The organism is Kitasatospora sp. NPDC001095, assembly GCF_053598615.1.
Map to the genome: position 1 here is coordinate 127,905 of NZ_JBSFKQ010000001.1, position 22,830 is coordinate 150,734.

Annotated in this window: 23 protein-coding genes; 17 read left to right on the forward strand and 6 right to left on the reverse strand. The window is 74.2% G+C overall.

The annotated features are described in order from the left end of the window. Nucleotides 1-61: 61 nt before the first annotated feature. Nucleotides 62-1,783 (reverse strand): FAD-dependent oxidoreductase, encoded by a 1,722-nt coding sequence (locus tag ACWDBB_RS00540; RefSeq protein WP_449787512.1) that lies wholly within the window; start codon nt 1,781-1,783, stop codon nt 62-64. A 208-nt stretch (nt 1,784-1,991) separates the two neighbouring features. Here ACWDBB_RS00540 and ACWDBB_RS00545 point away from each other — a divergent pair, with 208 nt between their 5' ends. From ACWDBB_RS00545 to ACWDBB_RS00585, 9 genes are all read left to right on the forward strand, one after another. Continuing rightward, nucleotides 1,992-3,167 carry a SchA/CurD-like domain-containing protein gene (locus ACWDBB_RS00545; RefSeq protein ID WP_449787513.1) on the forward strand — a complete coding sequence of 392 codons (1,176 nt, stop codon included), beginning with the start codon at nt 1,992-1,994 and terminating at the stop codon, nt 3,165-3,167. A gap of 28 nt (nt 3,168-3,195) precedes the next feature. Continuing rightward, on the forward strand, nt 3,196-3,621 hold the full coding sequence (locus ACWDBB_RS00550) for a cupin domain-containing protein (protein ID WP_392876212.1): 426 nt from the start codon (nt 3,196-3,198) through the stop codon (nt 3,619-3,621). Next, a complete protein-coding gene (locus ACWDBB_RS00555) occupies nt 3,618-4,874 on the forward strand; it encodes a beta-ketoacyl-[acyl-carrier-protein] synthase family protein (protein ID WP_449787514.1) in 1,257 nt (418 codons plus the stop codon). Before ACWDBB_RS00550 ends, ACWDBB_RS00555 begins: the two co-directional genes overlap by 4 nt. 5 nt (nt 4,875-4,879) lie before the next feature. Beyond that, nucleotides 4,880-6,118, forward strand: a complete 1,239-nt coding sequence (locus tag ACWDBB_RS00560) for a ketosynthase chain-length factor (protein ID WP_449787515.1) — start codon at nt 4,880-4,882, stop codon at nt 6,116-6,118. A gap of 31 nt (nt 6,119-6,149) precedes the next feature. Next, nucleotides 6,150-6,410 carry a phosphopantetheine-binding protein gene (locus tag ACWDBB_RS00565; protein WP_449787516.1) on the forward strand — a complete coding sequence of 87 codons (261 nt, stop codon included), beginning with the start codon at nt 6,150-6,152 and terminating at the stop codon, nt 6,408-6,410. 1 nt (nt 6,411) lies between these two features. Beyond that, nucleotides 6,412-6,867, forward strand: a complete 456-nt coding sequence (locus tag ACWDBB_RS00570) for an SRPBCC family protein (protein WP_449787517.1) — start codon at nt 6,412-6,414, stop codon at nt 6,865-6,867. Nucleotides 6,868-6,872: 5 nt separating this feature from the next. After that, nucleotides 6,873-7,193: a TcmI family type II polyketide cyclase gene (locus ACWDBB_RS00575; protein ID WP_449787762.1), complete on the forward strand. Its 321-nt coding sequence runs from the start codon at nt 6,873-6,875 to the stop codon at nt 7,191-7,193. 301 nt (nt 7,194-7,494) lie between these two features. Then, nucleotides 7,495-8,043: a hypothetical protein gene (locus ACWDBB_RS00580; RefSeq protein WP_449787518.1), complete on the forward strand. Its 549-nt coding sequence runs from the start codon at nt 7,495-7,497 to the stop codon at nt 8,041-8,043. 103 nt (nt 8,044-8,146) lie between these two features. Beyond that, nucleotides 8,147-8,845 carry a class F sortase gene (locus ACWDBB_RS00585; protein WP_449787519.1) on the forward strand — a complete coding sequence of 233 codons (699 nt, stop codon included), beginning with the start codon at nt 8,147-8,149 and terminating at the stop codon, nt 8,843-8,845. A 116-nt stretch (nt 8,846-8,961) separates the two neighbouring features. On the opposite strand, the gene ACWDBB_RS00590 is transcribed toward ACWDBB_RS00585, so the two are convergent. The 3 genes from ACWDBB_RS00590 to ACWDBB_RS00600 form a co-directional block, all read right to left on the reverse strand. Then, the gene (locus ACWDBB_RS00590; protein WP_449787520.1) at nt 8,962-9,996 is read right to left on the reverse strand and encodes a methyltransferase; all 1,035 of its coding nucleotides are present in this window, start codon (nt 9,994-9,996) and stop codon (nt 8,962-8,964) included. A gap of 61 nt (nt 9,997-10,057) precedes the next feature. Next, nucleotides 10,058-11,152, reverse strand: coding sequence for a right-handed parallel beta-helix repeat-containing protein (locus ACWDBB_RS00595; RefSeq protein WP_449787521.1), 1,095 nt, complete (start codon nt 11,150-11,152; stop codon nt 10,058-10,060). A 410-nt stretch (nt 11,153-11,562) separates the two neighbouring features. Further along, nucleotides 11,563-12,576: a cytochrome P450 gene (locus ACWDBB_RS00600; RefSeq protein WP_449787522.1), complete on the reverse strand. Its 1,014-nt coding sequence runs from the start codon at nt 12,574-12,576 to the stop codon at nt 11,563-11,565. 109 nt (nt 12,577-12,685) lie between these two features. Between ACWDBB_RS00600 and ACWDBB_RS00605 the strand changes: the two genes are divergently transcribed. Next, entirely contained in the window at nt 12,686-13,636 is a 951-nt protein-coding gene (locus ACWDBB_RS00605) for a deoxyribonuclease IV (RefSeq protein ID WP_449787523.1), read from the forward strand. A gap of 104 nt (nt 13,637-13,740) precedes the next feature. On the opposite strand, the gene ACWDBB_RS00610 is transcribed toward ACWDBB_RS00605, so the two are convergent. After that, a complete protein-coding gene (locus tag ACWDBB_RS00610) occupies nt 13,741-13,956 on the reverse strand; it encodes a hypothetical protein (RefSeq protein ID WP_049652123.1) in 216 nt (71 codons plus the stop codon). A gap of 433 nt (nt 13,957-14,389) precedes the next feature. Between ACWDBB_RS00610 and ACWDBB_RS00615 the strand changes: the two genes are divergently transcribed. Beyond that, complete coding sequence (locus ACWDBB_RS00615) at nt 14,390-15,790, forward strand: amino acid permease (protein WP_449787524.1); 1,401 nt, start codon at nt 14,390-14,392, stop codon at nt 15,788-15,790. Between the two features lie 199 nt (nt 15,791-15,989). After that, nucleotides 15,990-16,637 (forward strand): HNH endonuclease family protein, encoded by a 648-nt coding sequence (locus ACWDBB_RS00620; RefSeq protein ID WP_449787525.1) that lies wholly within the window; start codon nt 15,990-15,992, stop codon nt 16,635-16,637. Nucleotides 16,638-16,755: 118 nt separating this feature from the next. On the opposite strand, the gene ACWDBB_RS00625 is transcribed toward ACWDBB_RS00620, so the two are convergent. Continuing rightward, nucleotides 16,756-17,649 (reverse strand): SDR family NAD(P)-dependent oxidoreductase, encoded by an 894-nt coding sequence (locus ACWDBB_RS00625; RefSeq protein ID WP_449787526.1) that lies wholly within the window; start codon nt 17,647-17,649, stop codon nt 16,756-16,758. 80 nt (nt 17,650-17,729) lie between these two features. On the opposite strand from ACWDBB_RS00625, the gene ACWDBB_RS00630 reads away from it, so the two are divergent. The 5 genes from ACWDBB_RS00630 (at nt 17,730) to ACWDBB_RS00650 (ending at nt 22,230) form a co-directional block, all read left to right on the forward strand. Further along, nucleotides 17,730-18,395, forward strand: a complete 666-nt coding sequence (locus ACWDBB_RS00630; RefSeq protein ID WP_449787527.1) for a TetR family transcriptional regulator — start codon at nt 17,730-17,732, stop codon at nt 18,393-18,395. Between the two features lie 160 nt (nt 18,396-18,555). Beyond that, nucleotides 18,556-18,744 (forward strand): YegP family protein, encoded by a 189-nt coding sequence (locus tag ACWDBB_RS00635; protein WP_449787528.1) that lies wholly within the window; start codon nt 18,556-18,558, stop codon nt 18,742-18,744. A gap of 111 nt (nt 18,745-18,855) precedes the next feature. Next, a complete protein-coding gene (locus ACWDBB_RS00640) occupies nt 18,856-20,076 on the forward strand; it encodes a glycosyltransferase family 4 protein (protein WP_449787529.1) in 1,221 nt (406 codons plus the stop codon). Next, nucleotides 20,073-21,371, forward strand: coding sequence for a glycosyltransferase (locus ACWDBB_RS00645; protein ID WP_449787530.1), 1,299 nt, complete (start codon nt 20,073-20,075; stop codon nt 21,369-21,371). The genes ACWDBB_RS00640 and ACWDBB_RS00645 overlap by 4 nt, the downstream gene beginning before the upstream one ends. Continuing rightward, nucleotides 21,346-22,230, forward strand: a complete 885-nt coding sequence (locus ACWDBB_RS00650; protein WP_449787531.1) for an SGNH/GDSL hydrolase family protein — start codon at nt 21,346-21,348, stop codon at nt 22,228-22,230. Before ACWDBB_RS00645 ends, ACWDBB_RS00650 begins: the two co-directional genes overlap by 26 nt. Nucleotides 22,231-22,830 lie beyond the last annotated feature (600 nt).

Below are 22,830 nucleotides of genomic sequence, written 5' to 3' on the forward strand. Positions count from 1 at the left end.
CCGGACAGACGCGGAAGGGCCCGCCGGCCGTGCGACCGGCGGGCCCTTCCGCGTCCCGTCCTCAGAGGCCCAGAACCGTCCGCAGCACCGTGGCGAACTCGGCCTCCGCGTCCTGCGCCGGGCCGGTCGAGCGCCAGGCGACGAAGCCGTCCGGGCGGACCAGCACCGCACCCTGGGGGCCGATGCCGTGCAGCGCGGCGAAGTCCGCGCCGGGCTCCGGCGCCAGGTCGTCCTCGGCGCCGTCGCCGATCCGGAAGCCGTCCAGCGGGACGGCCAGCCGGTCGGCCGCGCGCCGGGCGCCCGCCTGCCAGGCGCCGCCCTCCGGGCCGGTCAGCAGCACCATCGCCTGCTCGTACAGGTCCAGCGTGGACAGCCGCACCCCCGCCCGCAGCAGCCACTGGTGCGGGGCCCGGCTGCCCGGCTCGCCCGCCGACTCGAACTGCTCGGGGACGACCGGGCCGTCGCGGTCCGCGCCGACCACCGCGCCCACCGGGTAGCGGTAGCCCAGCGCCACCGCCAGCACCCCGGCCTGCCGGCCGACGCCCGTCACCACCGCGTAGCCCGGGTGGCTGTGCTCGGCGGAGCGGGCCGAGGCCCGCTCACTGGTCACCCGGGCGACCGGGCGGCGCTCCTGCCCGTACGACTCCAGCAGCCGCGGCCCGGCCCAGCCGCACAGCACGGCGGCGATCTTCCAGGCCAGGTTGTGGGCGTCCTGGATCCCGGTGTTGGAACCGAACGCGCCGGTCGGGGACATCTCGTGGGCGGAGTCCCCGGCGAGGAAGACCCGCCCGGCGCCGTACCGGTCCGCCACCCGCTCGGCGGCGTGCCAGGGCGCCCGGCCGGTGACCTCGACGTCCAGCTCCGGCAGCCCGACGGCGGTGCGGATGTGCCGCTCGCAGCGCTCGTCGGTGAAGGCCTCCAGCGCCTCGCCGTGCTCGGGGTGCCAGGGCGCGTGGAAGACCCACTCCTGCTGGTTGTCCACCGGCAGCAGCGCGCCGTCCGCCTCCGGGTTGGTCAGGTAGCAGGCGATGAAGTGGCGGTCGCCGACCACCTCGGCCAGCCGTTTGGACCGGAAGGTGATGCTGACGTTGTGGAACAGCTCGCCCTTGCCCGACCGGCCGATGCCCAGCCGCTCACGGACCGGGCTGCGCGGGCCGTCCGCGGCGATCAGGAACTTCGAGCGCACCACCCGCTCCTCGCCGCTCTCCCGGCTGCGCAGTACCGAGGTGACGCCGTCCGCGTCCTGCTCGAAGGAGACCAGCTCGGTGCTGAACCGCAGGTCGCCGCCGAGCTCGCGGGCGGCGCGCCGCAGCACCGGCTCCAGGTCGTTCTGGCTGCACAGGCACCAGGAGCTGGGGCTGAACCGGGCCAGCCGGCCGCCCGGGTCGATCTCCCGGAACAGCCACTCCTGCTCGGCGCCGGTCAGCGACGGCGCCTGGAGGATGCCGTGGTTGGGAGCGAGGATCGAGGCCGCCTCGCGGATCGCCGGCTCGACCCCGGCCACCCGGTACAGCTCCATGGTGCGGACGTTGTTGCCGCGCCCCCGCGGATGGTGCGAGGTGTCGGCGTGCTTCTCGACCAGCAGGTGTCCAACCCCGAGCCGACCGAGGAAGAGTGAGGCGGACAGCCCCACCAGCGAGCCGCCCACGATCAGGACCGGCACCCGGTCGTCAACCTTCGGATTCATCGATTGCTCCGCCCTGTCAGGGGATTCCGCGGCCCGGCGGTTGGGCTCGGCGCCGCCCACGACGGGCCCGCTCAGCCGGGGGCCCCGCTCTTCCATCCCCCGCCGGAGGGGGCCTGTGGCGCCCCTTCGCCCGGATGGCCCGCAAATCTCGCGCCGCGCCCGGTGCGCCGCCCACGATCGACCTCAGGCCTGGCGCCGACTCGCCCGGCCGAACCGCCGTCGCACCGCACTCCCAGGCCGGGGAGCACCCGCCGGACACGGCCGACACGGCCCGCAGCGTGCGGCCCAGAGCAGAAAGTGGATCATGACGACTCTGTCAGAACCCCAGCCGAAGCAGCAGGACGAGGCCGACACCCGGCTGCGGGTGGTGCTGATGCTGGAGATCCAGGACGGCGCCCAACAGCGCTTCCTCGACGTGTACGAGCAGCTGCGCCACCAGGTGGCCTCGGTCCCCGGCCACGTCAGCGACCAACTGTGCCAGTCGATCAACGACCCGCGCCAGTGGCTGATCACCAGCGAGTGGAAGGACCAGGAGACCTTCCTGGAGTGGGTGGACAGCCCGGCCCACCGGGAGATGGTCAAGCCGATGCACGGCTGCGTCAGCGACAACTTCCGCTCGCTGCGCTACGCCGTGCTGCGCGAGACCTCGGCGGCCGGCTCGACCGGCACCCGGGCCCCGATGGAGGTGCCACCCGGGCTGCCGCGCACCGCGCCCGCCGGGCACGTCGGCCCGCCCAAGGCCGAACCGGGCCCTGACGGCATCGTCCGCCACGCGCTGACGTTCACCGTCAAGCCCGGCAGCGAGCCCGAGGTGGCCCGCATCCTCTCCGGCTACTCCTCGCCCCGGGCCGACGTGGACCAGCACACCCGGCTGCGCCGCACCTCGCTGTTCATGCTCGGCAACCGGGTCGTCCGCGCCGTCGAGGTGATCGGCAACCTCGGCGACGCGCTGCGCCACGTGGCGATGCAGCCCGAGGTGCGGGCCGTCGAGGAGGCGCTCAACCCGCACCTGGAGGAGGCCCGCCAGCTGGGCGACCCGCAGGCCGCCCGGGCGTTCTTCGCCAGGGCCGCGCTGCCCGCCCGGCACCAGGCGATCGCCAGCTCCCCCGCCTCCGCACGGCTGCACCGGCACGCCGTGCTCTACCCCGTCCGCCCTGGCCGCGGGCAGGCCGTGGCCGAGCTGCTGGCCGAGCACGACAACCTGGCCACCGCCGACCCGACCGGGCCGGTCGCGGCGGCCACCGTCTTCCACCGCGAGGACGTGGTGGTACGCCTGGTCGACCTGCGGGTGCCGGCCGAGGCCGACCCGGCGGCCGCCCTCGGCGTGGCCGACGACGAGCGGGCCGCCGTGCTCGCCGGGCTGCTCGACCTCGGCCCGCACGGCGACCTGCGCACCGCGGCCGGACTCGGCGCCTTCCTCGCCGCCCGCGCGATGAACCCGGTCACCGACCGCACGTCCCCCGATCCGATCAACAACTGACGCTCCGACACCTTCACGGGAGAACTCCATGACCACGCAGTCCCCACGGATCGTCAGCGTCCACGAGGCACCGGAGAACCGCCGCCACGGCGCCGAGCTGCGCACCATGCTCACCCCGACCACCTGCGGCGCGACCAGCGGCTTCATGGGCCTGGCGATCGTCAAGCCCGGCGAGCGGATCGGCGAGCACTACCACCCGTACTCCGAGGAGTTCGTGTTCGTCGTCTGCGGCGAGCTGGAGGTGGACCTCGACGGGAAGCCCCATCCGCTCAAACCGGACCAGGGCCTGATGATCCCGATCAACATGCGCCACCGCTTCCGCAACGTCGGCGACACCGAGGCCCGGATGGTCTTCCACCTCGGCCCGCTCGCCCCACGCCCCGACCTCGGCCACGTGAGCACCGAGGGGACCGCGGCCTCCGGCCCGCCGGAACACGCCAAGGTGGGCTCGTGACCCGGCGCGTCGCCGTCACCGGGATCGGTGTGGTCGCACCCGGCGGGGTCGGCGTCCCGGCGTTCTGGGACCTCCTGACGGCCGGCCGCACCGCGACCCGGGGCATCACGCTCTTCGACCCCACCGGGTTCCGCTCCCGGATCGCCGCCGAGGTCGACTTCGACCCGGCGGCCCACGGGCTGGGCCCGGAGGACGTCCAACGGGCCGACCGCTACGTGCAGTTCGCGATGGTCGCGGCCGACGAGGCGATCGCCGACGCCGGCCTGGACCTGGCCACCGAGGACCCGTGGCGGATCGCCGTCTCGCTCGGCACCGCCGTCGGCGGCACCACCCGGCTGGAGCACGACTACGCCCTGGTGAGCGCGTCCGGCGCCCGCTGGGACGTGGACCACCGGCAGGCCGAGCCGCAGCTGCACCGGGCCTTCGCGCCCAGCACGCTGGCGTCCGCGGTGGCCGAGCGGACCGGCGCGCACGGCCCGGTGCAGACCGTCTCCACCGGCTGCACCTCCGGACTGGACGCGATCGGCTACGGCTTCCAGGCGGTCGAGGAGGGTCGCGCCGACATCTGCGTCGCCGGCGCCTCCGACTCCCCGATCTCGCCGATCACCGTCGCCTGCTTCGACGCCATCAAGGCCACCAGCGAGCGCAACGACGACCCGCAGCACGCCTCCCGCCCCTTCGACGCCGACCGGGACGGCTTCGTGCTCGGTGAGGGCGGCGCCGTCCTGGTGCTGGAGGAGCTGGAGCACGCCCGCCGCCGCGGCGCCCGGATCTACGGCGAGATCGGCGGCTTCGCCACCTTCGGCAACGCCTACCACATGACCGGCCTCACCAAGGAGGGGCTGGAGATGTCCCGGGCGATCGACCACGCGCTCGCCCACGCCCGGGTGGACCGCACCGAGGTGGACTACGTCAACGCGCACGGCTCGGGCACCAAGCAGAACGACCGGCACGAGACCGCCGCGGTCAAGCGCTCACTGGGCGGGCACGCCTTCGGGACCCCGATGAGCTCGATCAAGTCGATGGTCGGGCACTCGCTCGGCGCGATCGGTGCCATCGAGGTGGTCGCCTGCACCCTGGCGCTCGTCCACGGCGTGGTGCCGCCGACCGCCAACTACGAGACTCCGGACCCGGAGTGCGACCTCGACTACGTGCCGCGCACCGCGCGCGAGCTGCCGCTGAGCCACATCCTCTCGGTCGGCAGCGGATTCGGCGGATTCCAGTCCGCCGTCGTGCTCAACAGAACGGGGTGAGTTCCATGACGTCACGTCAGCAGGGCCGCCGGGCGGTGGTCACCGGCCTCGGCGTGGTAGCGCCGAACGGCGTCGGGGCCGACGCCTTCTGGAAGGCCACCAGGCAGGGCGTGAGCGTCCTGGACCGGATATCCCGCGAGGGCTGCACCGATCTGCCGCTGCGGATCGCGGGCCAGGTGAACGGGTTCGATCCGCATTCGGCGATCGACAACCGCTTCCTGGTGCAGACCGACCGCTTCACGCACTACGCGATGGCCGCCGCCGACATGGCAGTGTCGGACGCCGGGTTCCGGCCCGACCCGGAACAGCCCTTCGCGGTCGGCGTGGTGACCGCCGCCGGCTCCGGCGGCGGCGAGTTCGGCCAGCGCGAGCTCCAGCAACTCTGGGGCCAGGGACCGAAGTTCGTCGGCCCGTACCAGTCCATCGCCTGGTTCTACGCGGCCAGCACCGGCCAGATCTCGATCCGCGGCGGCTACAAGGGCCCCTGCGGGGTCGTCGCCAGTGACGAGGCCGGTGGGCTGGACGCCGTCGCGCACGCCGCCCGGACGATCGAACGCGGCACCGACGCGGTGGTGGTCGGCGCCGCCGAGGCCCCGCTGGCGCCGTACTCGATGGTCTGCCAGCTCGGCTACCCCGAACTCAGCCTGGCCGAGCGGGCCGATCGGGCGTACCTGCCGTTCACCGCGCAGGCCTGCGGCTTCTCCCCCGCCGAGGGCGGCGCGATGCTGCTGCTGGAGGACGAGCAGTCGGCCCGCCTGCGTGGCGCCCGCGTCCGGGCGCAACTGGCCGGCCACGGCGCCACCTTCACCGGGGCCTCCCGCTGGACGGAGTCCCGGGAAGGACTGGCGGCCGCCATCCGGATCGCGTTGGAGGACGCCCGCATCGCGCCCGAGGAGATCGACGTGGTCTTCGCGGACGCCCTGGGGCTGCCCGCCGCCGACCGCGCCGAAGCCCTGGCACTGGCCGACGCGCTCGGCCCGACCGCCGAGCAAGTCCCGGTCACCGCGCCCAAGGCCGGTACGGGGCGCGCCTACTGCGGCGCGCCGATGCTCGACGTGACCGCCGCCGTGCTGGCCATGGAGGACGGCGTGCTGCCGCCCACCCCCAACGTCACCGAGATCTGCCACGACCTCGCCCTGGTGACCGGCCGCGCCCGCCCGGCCGAACTGAACACCGCGCTGGTGCTCAGCCGCGGGCTGATGGGCTCCAACTCCGCGCTGGTGCTCCGGCGCGCGCGGCCCTGAACCACTCCTCACACCTCCGAAGGGAAACCCCGTGAGCAACACCCTCAGCTATCCGGAACTCGCCGAGCTGCTCCAGGCCCGGGCCGGCGTCACCGTCGCCCCGGGCGACCTGGCGCAGCCGGGCGCGGAGTTCGACACGTTCGGCATCGACTCGCTCGGCCTGCTCGGCGTCGTCGGCGAGCTGGAGAACCGGCACGGCTTCAAGGTCACCTCGGGCGCCGAGTCGGCCAAGACCCCGGCCGAGTTCCTGGAGCTGGTCAACTCCTCCCTCTCCGCGAAGGCTGGTGCCTGAGATGCCCGGACACACCGACAACGAGATCGTCATCGCCGCTCCGCTCGACCTGGTCTGGGAGATGACCAACGACCTGGAGAACTGGCCGCAGCTGTTCAGCGAGTACGCCTCGGTGGAGGTGCTGGACCGGCAGGGCTCCCGGGTCCGGTTCCGGCTCACCATGCACCCGGACGAGAACGGCCAGGTGTGGAGCTGGGTCTCCGAGCGGGAGACCGACCGGGACGCGCTCTCGGTGCGCGCCCGCCGGGTCGAGCCCGGCCCGTTCGAGTTCATGGAGATCCGCTGGGAGTACGCGGAGGTGCCGGCCGGCACCAGGATGCGCTGGATCCAGGACTTCGCGATGAAGCCGACCGCCCCCGTCGACGACGAGGGCATGACCGGCCACATCAACCGCAACTCCAAGATCCAGATGCAGCTGATCCGGGAGAAGGTCGAGAAGCGGGCGGCGGAGCTGTGACCGGCGTGCACAGGGCGCTGATCGTCGCCCGGATGAAGCCCGAGGCCGCACCGGACATCGCCGAGGTGTTCGCCGAGTCCGACCAGGGCGAACTGCCGCACCTGATCGGCGTCACCGGCCGCAGCCTCTTCCAGTTCGGCGACGTCTACCTGCACCTGATCGAGGCCGACCGCCCGCCGGGCTCGGCCGTCGCCAAGGTCGTCGGACACCCGGAGTTCCGGACCGTCAGCGACCGCCTGACCGCCTTCGTGCAGGCGTACGACCCCGCCACCTGGCGGGAACCCAAGGACGCGATGGCGCGGGAGTTCTACCGCTGGGACCGGTGACCCCGCGCCCCCGCTGATCCGCGGCTCCCTGATGGGCCCGCCCCCGGCCGCGTGCCGGGAGCGGGCCCACGCGTGTCCGGCGGCCGGGTGACCGGACGGATTCACCCGGATCGACCGGCCGACCGGGTGAACACTCCCGGGACTCCACCCGAAGGGCGCACGCTGCGCACCGGCGCTGCCACGCTCCGGTGGCAGGCGGCCGCACGGTGGATGACGGTGGATCAGGCGCACCCACCGCGAGTCCCCTTGTCCGACACCGTGTCGGACAGTCGCGGTCCTGCGCGCCGGAAGGATCATCCTCATGCGTTCTGCACGCACGCTGCTCGCCGGGGCGGCCGTCGCCGCCGCGCTCACCGTCGGCACCCCCGTCGCATTCGCCGACGGAGCCGCCGACCAGGGCAAGAACCTCACCTGGCAGGAGAAGCAGGACAAGTCCGAGAGGGCCTCCGACAACGAGCGGAACTCCGGCAATTCCAAGGGCGACGACGACAGGAAGGGGGGTGGCTCCGAGGAGCGCAAGGGTTCCGACGAGCGCAGGGGCGAGGACCACAAGGGCTCCGACGAGCGCAAGGGTTCGGACGAGCGCAGGGGCGAGGACCACAAGGGCTCCGACGAACACAAGGGCGAGGACCACAAGGGCTCGGACGAACACAAGGGCTCCGGCGAGCACAAGGGCTCCGAGGCCAAGGGCGAGGACCACAAGAGCCCGCACGGAGGCGTGCACACCGGTGGCGGCGGCCTGGCGCTGTCCGGTGGCGGGCTCGCCTCCGGCGCGGTGCTGCTGCTCGGCGGGCTCGGGGCGGGCGCGTTCGCCCTGCGCCGCCGCCGTTCCTCCGGCGCGGTCGCCTGATCCCCGGCGCCATGCTTCCGCCGCCTCCGGGCGCCCGCCCCGCACGGGGCGGGCGCGCCGGGGGCGGCGGGCCGTTGCGGAACCGGTCGATCGGAGGACAGGAATGACGGGCGCTCCCGCCTCTGGAATGCCCCGGCTGCTGCGCGCGGGAATGGGCGCGGCGGCGGTCGGGCTGCTGCTGATCTACAACTCGGTGGACACCGGGCCGAACGCCGGCGCGCAGGACGGCCGGCCCGCTCCCCCGGCGGCCGCCGCGCCGGCCGCCGCGCCGGCCGTCCCCGGGCCTTCCGCCGCCGCCCCCACGGCCCCGGGCGCGACGTCACAGGCGCCGGTGCTCAAACGCGCCAAGCCGACCCGGCTGCGGATCCCGCAGATCGCCGTGAACGCGCCGTTCACCGAACTGGCCCTCAACCCGGCCGGCCAACTGGACGCGCCGCCACCGAACGACAAGAACCTGGTCGGCTGGTACCGGGACGGCGTCAGCCCGGGCGAGCGCGGCAGCGCGGTCGTCGCAGGGCACGTGGACACCTCCAAGGGCCCGGCGGTGTTCCTGCTGCTGAGCTTCCTGCTGCCGGGCAACAAGATCGAGGTGAGTCGCGCGGACGGGACGGTCGCGGTGTTCTCGGTGGACTCCGTGGAGACCTTCGCCAAGAAGGACTTCCCCGACGCCAAGGTGTACGGCAAGACCCCCGACGCCCAGCTCCGGCTGATCACCTGCGGCGGCACGTACGACAAGAAGCGGCGGGACTACCTGGACAACGTCGTGGTCTTCGCCCACCTGGAGTCCTCGCACCCCGGGTGACCCGGCCGGCCGCGCGTGTACGACCGCCGGCCCCCGGCCCCCGGGGAATCCGGGGGCCGGGGGCCGGCGGTCGTGCGGCCGTACGCGCGTAGGGGTGTACGGGCCGGGGCGGCGGTTCAGCCGTTCACGACGGCCTCGAAGGCGTGCAGATAGGGGTTGACCGGGCAGACCCCGGTGACCGTCAGTCCGGCCTCGGCCATCAGCCCGACCATGCTCTCCTCGGAGTGCTTGGCACCTCCCACGTTGAGCATCAGCATCAGGTCCATGGCGGTGGTGAAGCGCATCGACGGGCTGTTGTCGACCAGGTTCTCCACGACCACGACGCGGGCACCGGAACCGGCCGCCTTCACCACGTTGGAGAGGGTGCGGCGGGTGCTGTCGTCGTCCCACTCCAGGATGTTCTTGATGATGTAGAGGTCGGCGTGGACCGGGATCTCCACCCGGCAGTCGCCGGGGACCAGCCGGGCCCGGGCGGAGAAGACGCCGCCCTCCTGGAGCCGGGGATCGGCGCCGGCCACCACCTTGGGCAGGTCGAGCAGGGTGCCGTGCAGCCCCGGGTGCTTCTCCAGCAGGCTGGCCAGCACGTGGCCCTGGCCGCCGCCGATGTCCGCCACCGAGTCGATGCCGGTGAGGTCCAGGTACTCGGCGAAGTCCTCGGCGGACTGCCGGCTGGAGGTGGTCATCGCCTTGTCGAAGACCTTCGCCGAGTCGCCCGCGTCGCTGTGCAGGTACTCGAAGAACTCCTTGCCGAACAGGTCGGGGAAGACGTTGCGGCCGGAGCGGACCGCCTCGTCCAGCTTCGGCCAGGCCTCCCACGTCCACGGCTCGGTGCACCAGAGGGAGATGTAGCGCAGCGAGTTGGGGGCGTCCTCGCGCAGCAGCCGGGACATCTCGGTGTGCTCGAAGCGGTCGTCGCCGCTCTCCGCGAAGATGCCGTAGCAGGCGAGCGCGCGCATCAGACGGCGCAGCTGGCGGGGCTCGGTGTCGAGGGCGACGCCGAGGTCGGTGACGCTGGTCGGGGTGTCGCCGAGCACGTCGGCGACACCGAGCCGGGCGGCCGCGCGGACGGCCGCGGCGCAGGCGGCGCCGAAGACGAGCTCGCGCAGCCGCATCGCGGCCTGGGAGGTGGTGTGGGCGGTTGCGGTGGTCATGGCTGGGTTTCCTCGGGTCCTTGGAGTTCCTGGGCGGCGGGCGGCGAGGGGGTGCCGGGGCTCAGCAGCGGTCGTCCGGCTCGGAGCGCTCACAGGTGTTGTGGGCGAAGGTGTTGTCCGCACCGGAGTCGCGGTCGGCGAGGTCAGCCGGGCCGTTCCCGCTCAGCGTGTTGCCGATGATCACGGCGCGGGCGTTGGAGACGCCGACGACGCTCCTGAAGAGGACGATGCCGCCGGAGAAGTCCGAGGTGCCCGTGTTGTCGCGGACCTCGTTGTCGGTCACCCGGACGTCCTCGGTGCCGGTGAGCACGATGCCGGCGCCCTGGATGGCGCCCAGGCGCGGGTTGGCCGGGCAGAACTTGTTGTTGGCGACGACGGTGTTGCGCCGGACGTCGAGGTCCCCGGCGCGCGGCACGCCCTCGTCGCCGACCACGAAGACGCCGGCGCAGTTGCCGCTGATCCAGTTGTCCTGGACGGCCAGTCCGCGCAGCCGGCGGACGGTGACGCCGACCCGGTTGCCGGTCAGCTCGTTGCCCTCGACCACGGTGCCGCCGGTGTCGGGCGAACCGCCCTCGCGATAGGCGTAGTTGGCGAGGAAGACGCCGGACTGGCCGTTGTCCGTCGAGCGGTTGTCGCGGATGGCGGCCCGGGTGGACATCTCCTGGCTGATGCCCTGCTGGGCGTTGTCGTGGACGTAGGTGCGGCTGACGGTCAGACCGGTGGTGCCGCTGGCGTCGATGCCGTTCTTGCGGAAGCCGGTGACGGCGAGGCTGTCGATGGTGACGTCGGACAGCGGCTGCTCCTCGGTGCCGACCACGCAGATGCCGTGCCCGGCGGTGGCGCAGGCGTTCTCGGTGCCGTCCCCGGGGGTGATCACGGTGTCGGCGCCGGAGCCGCGCAGGGTGAGGCCGGGGGTGGTGATGCGGACGCTGCCGTGGAAGGTGCCGGGGAGCACCTTGACGGTGTCGCCGGGGCTGGCGGCGTCGACGGCTTGCTGAATCGATTCGCCGGGGTGGACGAAGTGCATCGGGAAGCCACTGTCGGCGTGGGCCGCGGGGGCGGCGGCCAGCGTGGTGAGGACGGTGGCCAGGACGGTGGTCAGGGCGGTGGCGGCGGCGGTGGCCGCGGCGAGGTGGTGGACCCGTCGCGTGGGCATGAGTGGTGACCTGGTTTCTCTCGGCGCGTTTCTTTCGGCGCGCGCGGTGTTCGTGCGGGTGTGTCGTGGTCTCCCGCACGATCCGGCGGTGTGCGCTGACGCGCTGTGCACGGGCGGGGACGGCCGGTGGGTGCGGCCGTGTCGACGGTATGGGCGGCCGGGTGGGCCCGCCACCAGGGCTGGGCTGCGGGGCTGAACGGGGCGTCGACCGGAGGTGGGACGGCCCGGCGTGGCGCGGGGGCGGGCGCGCCGGGCGTGGCGCGGGGGCGGGGGCGGGCGGGCGACGGGGGGTGGGCGACGGGAGGCGCCTTGGTGTGAGCCTTGGGTGGATCTTGGGTGGGGGATGGGGCGACGCGCCCGACCGCGGGCGGCGGTCGGGCGCGTCGGGTGCGCCGGCTATGTCGCGTGTGTCAGGTCGCGGCCTGCGGCCCGAGGCGGACGGGCAGCGCGGCGAGGTGCCAGGCGGCCGGGTTCGGTCCGCGCTCGACGGCCTCCGGCCCGACGGCGAGCGCCAGCTCCGGGTACGTCCGCAGCAGCGTGCCGAAGGCGACCACCGCCTCCTGGTGCGCCAGCACCGCGCCCAGGCAGCGGTGGGTGCCGTGGCCGAAGCCCAGGTGAGCCTCGTGGTGCCCGGCGCGGTCCGGCCCGCCCGCCCGGCAGACGTCCAGGCGCTCCGGCTCGGCATAGGCCCGCGGGTCGTGGTTGGCCCCCGCCAGGATCGGCATCACCGCCTCGCCCTTGCGGACCGGGGTGCCCGCCAGGATGAGGTCCTGCGTCGCGTAGCGCGGCACCCCGCCGATCGTCGGGCCGCACCAGCGCATCAGCTCGTCGACGGCGGCGGGCAGCAGGCCCGGGTCGGCCCGGACCAGCTCCCGCTGTTCCGGGTGGGCGAGCAGCGCGGCCGTGCCGTTGCCGATCAGGGTGGCGGTGGTCTCGTGGCCGGCCACGATCAGGTTGAGGATCAGCGAGACGGTCTCCACCGGGGCGAGGGTGTCGCCCTCGGCGGCGGCCAGCCGGGAGACCAGGCCGTCGGCCGGCTCGGCCCGGCGGCGCTCGACCAGCTCCCGGGCGGCGGCCACCATGGCGCGCAGCGCCTCGTCCAGGCCGGGCCCGGCACCCCGGCCGAGGTAGGAGCTCCAGCGGCGCCACTGCGGGCGGTCCGCCTCGGGGATGCCGAGCAGCTCGCAGATCACCGCGACGGGCAGCGGGTAGGCGAAGTGCGCGACCAGGTCGACCACGCCGTCCGGGCCGGCGTGCTCGGGCAGCGCCCGGGCGTACTCCGCGGCGAGACGTTCGATCCTGGGCCGCAGCCGCTCCACGGCGCCGGCCGTGAAGGCGGGGTGCACCAGGCCGCGCATCCGGCGGTGCCGGGCGCCGTCGGCCCCGAAGACCCCGGCGCGCAGGTGTTTCCGGGCCGGATTCACTCGATCGGGGACAGCGGATCGTTTCTCCGGTTCGCCGGGAGCCCGGCCTCCGGGCCCCTGACCTGGCCCGCCCGACGACCGCGTCCGGGCGCGTGACATGCTCGGGGCCATGACCACCGTGCCCGTGCCGTCCGTACCCTCCGTAGCCGCCCTCCGCAACCCGATCGGCGCCCACGTCCCGGTGGCCGGTCGCGGGCTGGCGGGCACAGGACTGGCGTACGCGGACCGGGTCGGCGCGGAGACGGTGCAGGTGTTCGTGGCCAACCCGCGAGGCTGGGCCACTCCCCCGGGCAACCCGGCCCAGGACGAGGAGTTCCGCACCGCCTGCGCCGAACAGGGCGTCCCGGCCTGGGTGCACGCCCCGTACCTGATCAACTTCGGCTCGGACAACCCGGCCACCCGGGAGCGCTCGGCCGACTCCCTGTGGCACTCGCTGCGCCGCGGCCACGCCATCGGCGCGCTCGGCGTCGTCCTGCACACGGGCTCGGCGGTCGGCACCGCGCCCGGCGGCGGCTCGCGCCGGGCCGAGGCGATGGCGCAGGTCCGGGCGGACGTCCGGCCGTTGCTGGAGGAGCTGGACAAGCTCGGCGAGGACGCGCCCTGGCTGCTGCTGGAGCCGACGGCGGGCCAGGGCAGCTCGCTCTGCTCGCGGCTGGAGGAGCTGGCCGAGTACGTGGAGGCGCTGGACCACCACCCCAAGGTGGGAGTTTGCCTGGACACCTGCCACGCCTTCGCCGCCGGGCACGACCTGGCGAAGCCGGGCGGGGTGACGGCCGCGCTGGACGCGCTGGCCGCCGCGGCCGGGCCCGGCCGGCTGCGGCTGATCCACGCCAACGACTCCGAGGACGTCGTCGGCGCCCGCAAGGACCGGCATGCCAACATCGGGGCCGGGATGATCGGTGCCGAGCCGTTCCGCGAGCTGTTCGAGCACCCGGAGACGGCCGGGGTGCCGCTGGTGGTGGAGACCCCGGACCGCAAGCACGGCGGGGACGGCACCGGGCACGCGATGGACATCGCGGTGCTGAAGGAGCTGCGGGACCGGGCGGCGGTCCGCGCCTGAGACCGCCTGGCCGGACCAGCCACCGTCTGGCCGCAGGGCCGCGGCCGGACAGCCGTGAGCCCGGAGGCCGACGGACGGCCTCCGGGCTCGGGGAGCTGAGGAGATCAGCAGCCGCAGTCGCTCTCGCCGTGCTCGGCGAAGTTGAACCAGGTGGCGTGCGGGCCGAACAGGCCGACGCCCGCGCTGCCGGACTCCAGGCTCTGTCCCTCCGACTGCGTCGGAGCGAAGCCCCCCGCCATGGCCGAGGTCGGGACCGCCACCACGGCACCGGCCACGGCGACGATCACGGCGAGCTTGCGGATCTTCCCACGAAGCGACATCTGATGTCCTTTTGGTTCGTCTCTGGTCCTCGGACCCGTGCCCCCGACCGGCCGGACCGGCCGCCCGACGGACCGGGCGACGCCCCACCGGGGAGGCGCCGGGCCCACGCTTGCACACGAACCCGCACCTCAGGGCACGCGCCGCAACCGGGCTGAGGCATTCGGGTGAGGCAACTCCCCCGGCCGGGCGAACCTGGGCGCACACCGGACGAATCCGGGCGTACATCCGTGAATCCGATCGAACGGCCTGCCGGAGGGCGCCGGACGAGTGCCCGTCCGGGCGCCCCGCGACCGCAAGTCTTGCGGTGACGGACCGGGCGAACTGAACAAATCCCGGCGATTTGGCGCACGGTCCAGCCTCATCCGAGCATGAAAAGTCGCTCCACGGCGCTCCACCGGGAGCGAGCAGGACCACGAAAGGCGCACCACCCTCATGCAGACCAGTCCCGCCGCACCCCCGCAGGCGGCTCGACCGAGCGTTCCGGAGACCCCGGGGCCGGTCGGCTCCGCGTCCCCGGGCCCGACGCCCCAGAAGAACAGCCGCCGCTTCGGGCTGGCGACCGCCACCGCCCTGGTGATGGGCAACATCATCGGCGGCGGTATCTTCATGATCCCGGCCGCCGTGGCCCCGTTCGGGACGGTCAGCCTGCTCGCCTTCGCGGTGCTCACCGTCGGCGCGATCGCGCTGGCGCTGGTCTTCGGGCAGCTGGCCCGCCGCAGTCCGCGCACCGGCGGACCGTACGTCTACGCCCGCGAGGCCTTCGGGGACTTCGCCGGCTTCCTGTCCGCCTGGTCGTACTGGATCACCACCTGGGTCAGCAACGCCGCGCTGGCCGTGGCCGCCGTCGGGTACCTGGACGTTCTGCTGCCGCTCCACCACTCCATCCCGCTGGAGATCACCGCCGCGCTGGCCTTCCAGTGGCTGCCGGCGCTGGCCAACCTGGCCGGCACCCGTTACGTCGGGGCGGTCCAACTCGTCTCCACCGTGCTGAAGTTCATCCCGCTGGTGCTGGTCTCGATCGGCGGCCTGTTCTTCTTCGACCCGAAGAACCTCGGTCCCTTCGACGCCACCGGCCACGGCTGGGCGGGCGGCATGTCCGCCGCCGCGGCGATCCTGCTCTTCAGCTACCTGGGCGTGGAGTCGGCCGCGATGAGCGCCGGCCAGGTCCGTGACCCGGAGCGCAACGTCGGCCGGGCCAGCGTGCTCGGCACCACCGGTGCGGCGGCGGTGTACCTGCTCGGCACGGTCGCGGTGTTCGGCACCGTCGCGCACGAGCAACTCGTCCACTCCAGCGCGCCGTTCTCGGACGCCGTGGACGCCATGTTCGGCGGTACCTGGGGCGGCACGGTGATCGCGGTCGCCGCGCTGGTGTCGATGGCCGGCGCCCTGAACGGCTGGACCCTGCTCTCCGCCCAGGCCCCGTACGCGGCCGCCAAGGACGGCCTGTTCCCCGCCGCCTTCGGCAAGGAGCGGCGCGGGGTGCCGACCTTCGGTGTGGTGGTCGGCGTCTCCCTGGCCTCGGCCCTGACCGTGATCAACTTCGCCAGCGGCGCGAAGGGCGCCTTCGAGATCCTGGTGCTGGTCACCACCTTCACCGCCACCGTGCCGTACCTGCTCTCCACCGCCGCCCAGCTGTACTGGCTGGTGCGCGGGGCCGGCGAGCGGGTCGACCGCGGACGGCTGGTGCGGGACGCCGTCCTCGGCCTGGGCGCCTTCGGCTTCTCGCTCTGGCTCGTCGCCGGAGCCGGCTACGCCGCCGTCTACCAGGGTGTCCTGTTCCTGTTCGCGGGCGTCCTGGTCTACGTCTGGATGGCGGGCCGCCGCCGCGACTGAACGCCCGGCCGCACCTTGGCAGCGGCCGGAAAACCGGACACATCAACATGAACCACCGTGACGCGCACCGGACTTGTCCGGTGCGCGTCCAATATCCACGAGGATTTCACTTCCCCGATCTACCCGCGTAGGTGACGGGATCGCCACACTGGCGCACGCAATTCAGCAGTTCATCCGATCTGATGATGGAGCGTCCGCCATGGCCCCCACCGCACCCGCGCGCCGGTTCCTGTCCGTCATACCGGCCGCCGCCGCCCTCGCCGCCGTGACCGTGGTCACGGCCGGCACCCCCGCCCAGGCCGCCCTGCCGACCCCGATCTCCGCCGCCACCGCCCGCAGTTACCTCGCCGCGATGCCCGCCACCGCGGAGACCCACGGGGACACCTACGACCGCACGCTGTTCCCGACCTGGATCACCATCAGCGGCACCTGCGACACCCGCGAGTGGGTCGTCAAGCGGGACGGCAGCAACGTCGCCACCGACACCTCCTGCAAGTCCACCAGCGGCAACTGGTCCTCGCCGTACGACGGCGCGACCACCACCAACGCCTCCTCCTTCGACGTCGACCACCTGGTGCCGCTCTCCGAGGCCTGGGCCTCCGGCGCCTGGTCCTGGACCACCGCGCAGCGCCAGGCCTTCGCCAACGACGTCACCCGCCCCCAGCTGCTGCTGGTCTCCGCCAGCAGCAACCGCTCCAAGGGTGACCGCGACCCGGCCGAGTGGCTCCCCCAGGCCTCCTACCGCTGCACCTACGCCCGCGCCTGGGTGCAGGTGAAGCAGTACTACGGCCTCAGCGTGGACAGCGCCGAGAAGACCGCGCTCACCGGCATCCTCGACAACTGCTGAACCCGGCAACCACCGCGGCCCGGCGCTCACCCCGCGCCGGGTCGCGGTGCCGTGCGCGTCGGACCGGTCGACCGGTGCTCGGGGCAGCCGGCCCCGGGCCGGTCGACCGTCGAACCGGTCAGTCGGTCGAGTCCGGCGGGAAGGCGACCGGGTAGGCCTCGGCGAAGTCGGCCGAGCGGGCCACCTCGCGCCACCTGGTGTCCTCCGCCAGGAGCTGTCGGTCCATGGCGATCGAGCCCTCGGCCGCGTTCACCCCGAGCGGCAGGTGGTGCGGGATGTCGCGGCGCTTGGCCACCCGCACCAGGATCTCGGCGGCGCGCACCGGGTCACCCGCGGCGCCGGCGCCGCCCTGCCGCAGCCGCCGGTTCATGGCGCCGACCGTCTCCTCGTAGGCCTCCGGGACGTCGTGGACGACCATCGAGGAGCCGGCCCAGTCGGTGCGGAAGCCGCTGGGTTCGACCACCAGCACCCGCACGCCGAACGGCGCGGTCTCGGTGCGCAGCACCCGGCTGAACCCGTCGATGGCGAACTTCGCGGCCTGGTACGAGGCGATGCCCGGCGAGCCGCCGACCCGCCCGCCCACCGAGGAGAACTGCACGACCAGCCCGCCCTTCTGCTCGCGCAGCAGCGGGAGCGCGGCCTTCGTGACGTGGTAGACGCCCCAGAAGTTGGTCTCGAACTGGGCGCGGAAGTCCGCGTCCTCGGTGGTCTCGATCGGCGAGACGTTGGCGTAGCCGGCGTTGTTCACCAGCACGTCGATCCGGCCGAAGGCGGCCCGCGCCTCGGCGATGGCCGCGCGGGCCGCCGCCGGGTCGGTGACGTCCAGCGCGATCGGGTGGATCCGGTCGCCGAACTCCTCGACGAGATCAGCGAGTTGCTCGGGCTTGCGGGCGGTCGCCGCCACCCGGTCGCCGGCTTCCAGCGCGGCGCGGACGAGGGCGCGGCCGAAGCCGCGCGAGCTGCCGGTGATGAACCACGCCTGTTCCGTGCCCTGCTCCGTGTTCTGCTCCATGCCGCTAGTAAAACACCGTTGCGTTATTAGTGCAACAGCGTTGCGCTAATACGGCAACAGCGTTGCCCTACCATGGGTGAGTGGATGAAGCATCGGAGTTCCAGCGGGCGCGCTCTCCCGAGGCCAAGCGCCGGCGCGAGGCCGCGATCCTGGCGGCGGCGCGGTCGCTCGGCCGCGAGCAGGGCATCAGGGACATCACCCTGACCGACATCGCCGCGGCCGTCGGGATGCACAAGTCGGCGCTGCTGCGGTACTTCGAGACCCGCGAGGAGATCTTCCTGCGGCTGACCGCCGAAGGCTGGGCCGAGTGGTCGGACGCCCTCACCGCACGGCTGCGGAAAACCACGGAACCCGGCCCGGCCGCCGTGGCCGGGGCGTTCGCCTCCACCCTCGCAGCCCGCGGGATGTTCTGCGACCTGCTCGCCCACGCACCGCTCAACCTCGAACGCAACGTCTCGCTCGACGCCGTACGCGACTTCAAACTCGCCACGCTCGCCGCCCGCGTGCCGATCAGCGCGGCCGTCCGAGCCCAGCTGCCCGCCCTGGACGAGCAGGACGTCGTCGACCTGGTCGCCACCGCCGTCTCGCTGGCCGGGGCCCTGTGGCAGATCGCGAACCCGGGCAGCGAGGTCGCCGCCCTCTACCGCTCCGACCCCCGGCTGGCCCACGCCGTCATCGAGGTCGAACCCCGGCTCACCCGCATCCTGACCGCCACCATCACCGGGCTGGCCACCGGACGGAGCTGAGCGCGGCCCGCCCCGTCCGCCTGCCCCGTCCGCCCGGGCCGGCACCCGTTCCGGGCCGCCGCTGTGTGCACTCGGATGGATCATCTGACGTGCCGCGCAAGGGATTTGACCCTACGGTGCAGTGCCAGGGGGTCATCCGAGCGGAAGGCTGATTCTGAACATGGCTGGCAAATTCGAGCTGTTCGTGGACGAGGGCGGCATGCACCGGTTCCGGCTCAAGGCGAGCAACGGGGCGATCGTGGTGACCGGCGACCCGAAGGAGAGCAAGGACGACTGCCTCAAGAGCATCGAGTCGATCCGCAAGCTCGCGCCGTACGCGGAGCTCAAGGAGACCGCCGGATCGGTGTGACGGGCCGGACTTCCGAGGACGCGGGTCGGTGGTGCAAATCGCCGACCCGCGTTCGCCTCCACGACAGATCCCTTTGGCCGGGTGCACGCCGGACGCGGACAGAACATCGGCATGCGCGTCGTCATCGTCACCGAATCCTTCCCGCCCGAGGTCAACGGAGTCGCCCACAGCGTGCTGCGGACGGCCGAGCACCTGGTCCGCCGGGGCCACCGGCCCCTCGTCGTCACCCCCGCCCCGGCACGGGGCGCCGAGTGCCCGCCGGAAACCTTCGGCGGCGGGCACTCGGCCGGGGAGATTCCCGTGGTGCGCATCCCGTCGGTGCCGCTGCCGGGGTACCCGCAGGTGCGGATCGCACTGCCCAGCCGGCAGCTGGCGGCCGCCGTCGCCGGGCACCGGCCCGACATCGTCCACCTGGCCAGCCCCTTCGTGCTCGGCGCGCGCGGGATGCAGGTCGCGGCACGGCTCGGGGTGCCCGCCGTGGCCGTCTACCAGACCGACCTGGCCGGGTACGCCCACGCCTACCGGGCCGGGCGGGGCCTCGGCGAGGCCGCCGCCTGGCGGCGGATCCGGGCCGTGCACCGCGCCGCGGCCCGCACCCTGGCACCCTCCACCCCCGCCGCCCAGGACCTCACCGCGCACGGGGTGCCCCGGGTGCAGGTGTGGCCGCGCGGAGTGGACTCGGCGCGGTTCCACCCCCGGCACCGGGACGAGGCGCTGCACCGGGCGCTGGCACCGGGCGGGGAGGTGCTCGTCGGGTACGTCGGACGGCTGGCGCCGGAGAAGCGGGTCGACCTGCTGGCCGCCGCCTCGGCGCTGCCCGGCGTCCGGGTGGTGGTCGTCGGGGACGGCCCCTCGGCGCCCGGCCTGAAGGCCTCGATGCCCGGCACCGTGTTCCTCGGCCGCCGCACCGGTGACGAGCTGGCGCGCTGCTTCGCGACCCTCGACGTCTTCGTGCACACCGGCCCGCTGGAGACCTTCTGCCAGACCATCCAGGAGGCGATGGCCAGCGGCGTGCCCGTGATCGGCCCCGCGGCGGGCGGGCCACTGGACCTCGTCGCCCACCACCGCACCGGCCTGCTGGTGCCGCCCCGGGACGGCACGGCGGTGGCCCGGGCGGTCGCCGAGCTGGCCGCCGACCCGGCGCGGAGGGCCGCGTACGGGCAGGCCGGGCGGGCCGAGGTGACCGCCCGCACCTGGGAGGCGGTCGGAGACCTGCTGCTGCGGCACTACGCCGAGGTGCTGGCGGAGCACCGCGGGCTGCCGCTGCCGGCGGCCGCCGCCGCGCCGGCCGAGCCGGTGGCGCCCGTCCTGCCGGAGGAGCTGCCGGCATGACCTCCGGAACCGGCCGCGAGACGCCGACCGCTTCCGACGACGGGGCGCCGACCGCTCCCCACGGTGCGACGCCGGCGGTCGGCCGGGCGTCGGAGGTCGGCGCGGCGCCGAGCGCGGGTGAGGCCCTGACGATCGTCCGGCTCGCCAACTTCGTCACCCCGGTCTCCGGCGGCCTGCGCACCGCGCTGCGCCACCTGGGTGCCGGGTACCGGGCAGCCGGGCACCGCCCGGTACTGATCGTCCCCGGGGAGCGGCGCTCCGAGGAGGAGACCGAGCAGGGCGTGGTGGTCACCCTGCCCGGCCCGGTACTGCCGGCCAGCGGCGGCTACCGGCTGCTCACCGACCGGCGGGCGGTGGCCGCCGAGCTGACCAGGTTCTCCCCCGACCGGCTGGAGGTGTCGGACCGCACCACGCTGCGCTGGACCGGCGCCTGGGCGCGGCGGCACGGGGTGCGCTCGATGATGGTCTCGCACGAGAGCGCCGCCGGAGTGCTGCGCACCCGGGGCCTGCCCGGCCCACTGGCGGACGCCGCGGCCGACCGGCTCAACGCGGCCACCGCCCGCGCCTACGACTCGGTGCTCTGCACCACCGACTGGGCGGCGGCGGAGTTCCGGCGGCTGGGCACCCCGAACCTGGTCCGGGCCCCGCTGGGAGTGGACCTGGACGCGCTGCGACCACCGCCGCCGGCCGCACGGGCGGCCGAGCGGGCACGGTACGCCGCGCCGGACGAGACCCTGCTGGTGCTCTGCTCGCGACTCTCGGCGGAGAAGCGGCCCGAACGGGCGATCGACGCCCTGGCCGCCCTGCGGGCCGGACGGCGGCCCGCCGTCCTGGTGGTGGCCGGCACCGGCCCGCTGCGGGAGCGACTGGCGGACCGGGCCGCCCGGCTACGGCTGCCGGTGCGCTTCCTCGGACACCTCGGCGGACGCGCGGAGCTGGCCCAGCTGCTGGGCTGCGCGGACGTGGTGCTCGCCCCCGGGCCGGTGGAGACCTTCGGGCTGGCCGCGATGGAAGCGCTGGCCTGCGGGACCCCGGTGGCGGTCAGTCGCTCCTCCGCACTGCCCGGCCTCGTCGGGCTCGCCGGGGTGGCGGCCGTCGACACCGGCAGTGGATTCGCCTCCGCCGTAGGGCAGTTGCTGGACCGGCCGGAGGAACTGCGGCGGGCCGCCGCCCGGGCGCAGGCCGAGCGGTACGGCTGGCCGGCGGCGGTGGCGGCGTTCCTGGCGGCGCACGGCGTACGCGACGACGAAGCGGTGGACGGGGGTCGGGATGAGCATGCTGGAAGCCGGGCGTGACCGGACGGCGCGGGAGCACCCTGCGGCGGGCGAGCCGCTGCGCTTCGTCGCACTCGGGGACTCGCTCACGGAGGGGGTCGGTGACCAGGTCGGCGAGGGCTGGCGCGGCTGGGCCGCCGTGCTGGCCGACTCGCTGGCGCCCGAGGGGCGGAGCGTCGAGTTCACCAACCTGGCGTACAGCGGGGCGCTCACCACGGACCTGATGACGCGTCAACTGTCGGAGGCGATCGCGCAGCGGCCCAAGCTCGCGGCGGTGGTGGTCGGCGGCAACGACACCCTGCGCACCGGCTTCGACATCCGGCGCGCCACCCTGGAACTGGACGCCACGATGGGTGAACTCTCCGGCTACGGGGCCAGGTTGCTCACCGCCTGCCTCCCCGACCCGGGCAGCCTGCTCCGGCTCCCCGCGCCACTCGCCCGCCCGCTGGCACGCCGGATGCGGGCGGTCAACACCGTGGTGCACGCCCTCACCGAACGCCACCGGGCGGTGCACCTGCACATCGCCGAACTGCCCTGGCTGACGGAACGACGGCTGCTGAGCGTGGACCGCCTGCACCCCAGCGCCGAGGGCCACCACCTGATCGCCCGACGGTTCCACGACCTGCTCACCGAGGCCGGCCACCCCCTCGGCCCACCCCCGGCCGCCGCACCCGCCGAACCCCCACCGACCCTGGCCGCCGACCTCTGGTGGATGGCCACCCGGGGCACCCGCTGGCTCGCCGCCCGCAGCACCGACCTCCTGCCGGGCCTCCTCGCCCTCGCGGCCACCGAAGGCGCCGCCCGCCTGCGCGGCGGAAGCGGGCGACACGACGAGCAGATGGCCCGGGCGGCGGCACAGGCGCTCGCCTCCCTGGGGTGAGGAGCGCGGCAGGGGCAGAAACTCACCGGCCCCACGGCCCCCACCACTTCGGCGGCAGCGGATCAGCCGGGGCCGACGTCGGCTGGTCGGGGTGCAGCCCGAGCCGCCGAAGAGCGTCGGCGCGGAAGCGAACCGCGACGGTGCCGTGCCAGTGCCCGTCCGGGCCCACGCCGCACATCAGGTCGCACCTGACCTCATCGTCGGCGAACGGGTACCAGTCGATCCCCCGGTCCCGCAGTCAAGCCGCCGTCAGCCGGCCGGGCCGCGGGGAGCCGGCGACGTTCTGGTGGCAGAAAAGGGTCACCCATTCGAAAGCCTGATCGCCCATGTCGGCATGATGCCTCATCGCGGCAGTCCGCTGCTCGGGTATTCGCGCCGCCGGCCGGGGCGCTCACGGCCGATGCGGGTGGCTGGTCCGCCGGGGCGGCGCAGGGGCGGGCCAGCAAGTCGGCCGGAGCTGCCGGGCGTTGAGCCGACGACTCCGCCGGGACGGCGTGAGCTGCGAAGGCGACAGGCCCCCGGGCCCGCCGGGGCGGCCTGGGGGCGGTCACGCCGGGGCTCCGGCGCGGGGCGCTCGCCCCGGGAGGCCAGGGCCTGCGC

Excerpts from the sequence above, each read along its gene's own strand:
- ACWDBB_RS00625 (WP_449787526.1), bottom strand. The coding sequence starts at position 17,649 with ATGGAGCAGAACACGGAGCAGGGCACGGAACAGGCGTGGTTCATCACC.
- ACWDBB_RS00570 (WP_449787517.1), top strand. The coding sequence starts at position 6,412 with ATGCCCGGACACACCGACAACGAGATCGTCATCGCCGCTCCGCTCGAC.
- ACWDBB_RS00550 (WP_392876212.1), top strand. The coding sequence starts at position 3,196 with ATGACCACGCAGTCCCCACGGATCGTCAGCGTCCACGAGGCACCGGAG.
- ACWDBB_RS00620 (WP_449787525.1), top strand. The coding sequence starts at position 15,990 with ATGGCCCCCACCGCACCCGCGCGCCGGTTCCTGTCCGTCATACCGGCC.
- ACWDBB_RS00605 (WP_449787523.1), top strand. The coding sequence starts at position 12,686 with ATGACCACCGTGCCCGTGCCGTCCGTACCCTCCGTAGCCGCCCTCCGC.
- ACWDBB_RS00580 (WP_449787518.1), top strand. The coding sequence starts at position 7,495 with ATGCGTTCTGCACGCACGCTGCTCGCCGGGGCGGCCGTCGCCGCCGCG.
- ACWDBB_RS00650 (WP_449787531.1), top strand. The coding sequence starts at position 21,346 with ATGAGCATGCTGGAAGCCGGGCGTGACCGGACGGCGCGGGAGCACCCT.
- ACWDBB_RS00545 (WP_449787513.1), top strand. The coding sequence starts at position 1,992 with ATGACGACTCTGTCAGAACCCCAGCCGAAGCAGCAGGACGAGGCCGAC.
- ACWDBB_RS00645 (WP_449787530.1), top strand. The coding sequence starts at position 20,073 with ATGACCTCCGGAACCGGCCGCGAGACGCCGACCGCTTCCGACGACGGG.
- ACWDBB_RS00595 (WP_449787521.1), bottom strand. The coding sequence starts at position 11,152 with ATGCCCACGCGACGGGTCCACCACCTCGCCGCGGCCACCGCCGCCGCC.
- ACWDBB_RS00585 (WP_449787519.1), top strand. The coding sequence starts at position 8,147 with ATGACGGGCGCTCCCGCCTCTGGAATGCCCCGGCTGCTGCGCGCGGGA.
- ACWDBB_RS00635 (WP_449787528.1), top strand. The coding sequence starts at position 18,556 with ATGGCTGGCAAATTCGAGCTGTTCGTGGACGAGGGCGGCATGCACCGG.
- ACWDBB_RS00640 (WP_449787529.1), top strand. The coding sequence starts at position 18,856 with ATGCGCGTCGTCATCGTCACCGAATCCTTCCCGCCCGAGGTCAACGGA.
- ACWDBB_RS00540 (WP_449787512.1), bottom strand. The coding sequence starts at position 1,783 with ATGGAAGAGCGGGGCCCCCGGCTGAGCGGGCCCGTCGTGGGCGGCGCC.
- ACWDBB_RS00560 (WP_449787515.1), top strand. The coding sequence starts at position 4,880 with ATGACGTCACGTCAGCAGGGCCGCCGGGCGGTGGTCACCGGCCTCGGC.
- ACWDBB_RS00590 (WP_449787520.1), bottom strand. The coding sequence starts at position 9,996 with ATGACCACCGCAACCGCCCACACCACCTCCCAGGCCGCGATGCGGCTG.
- ACWDBB_RS00610 (WP_049652123.1), bottom strand. The coding sequence starts at position 13,956 with ATGTCGCTTCGTGGGAAGATCCGCAAGCTCGCCGTGATCGTCGCCGTG.
- ACWDBB_RS00615 (WP_449787524.1), top strand. The coding sequence starts at position 14,390 with ATGCAGACCAGTCCCGCCGCACCCCCGCAGGCGGCTCGACCGAGCGTT.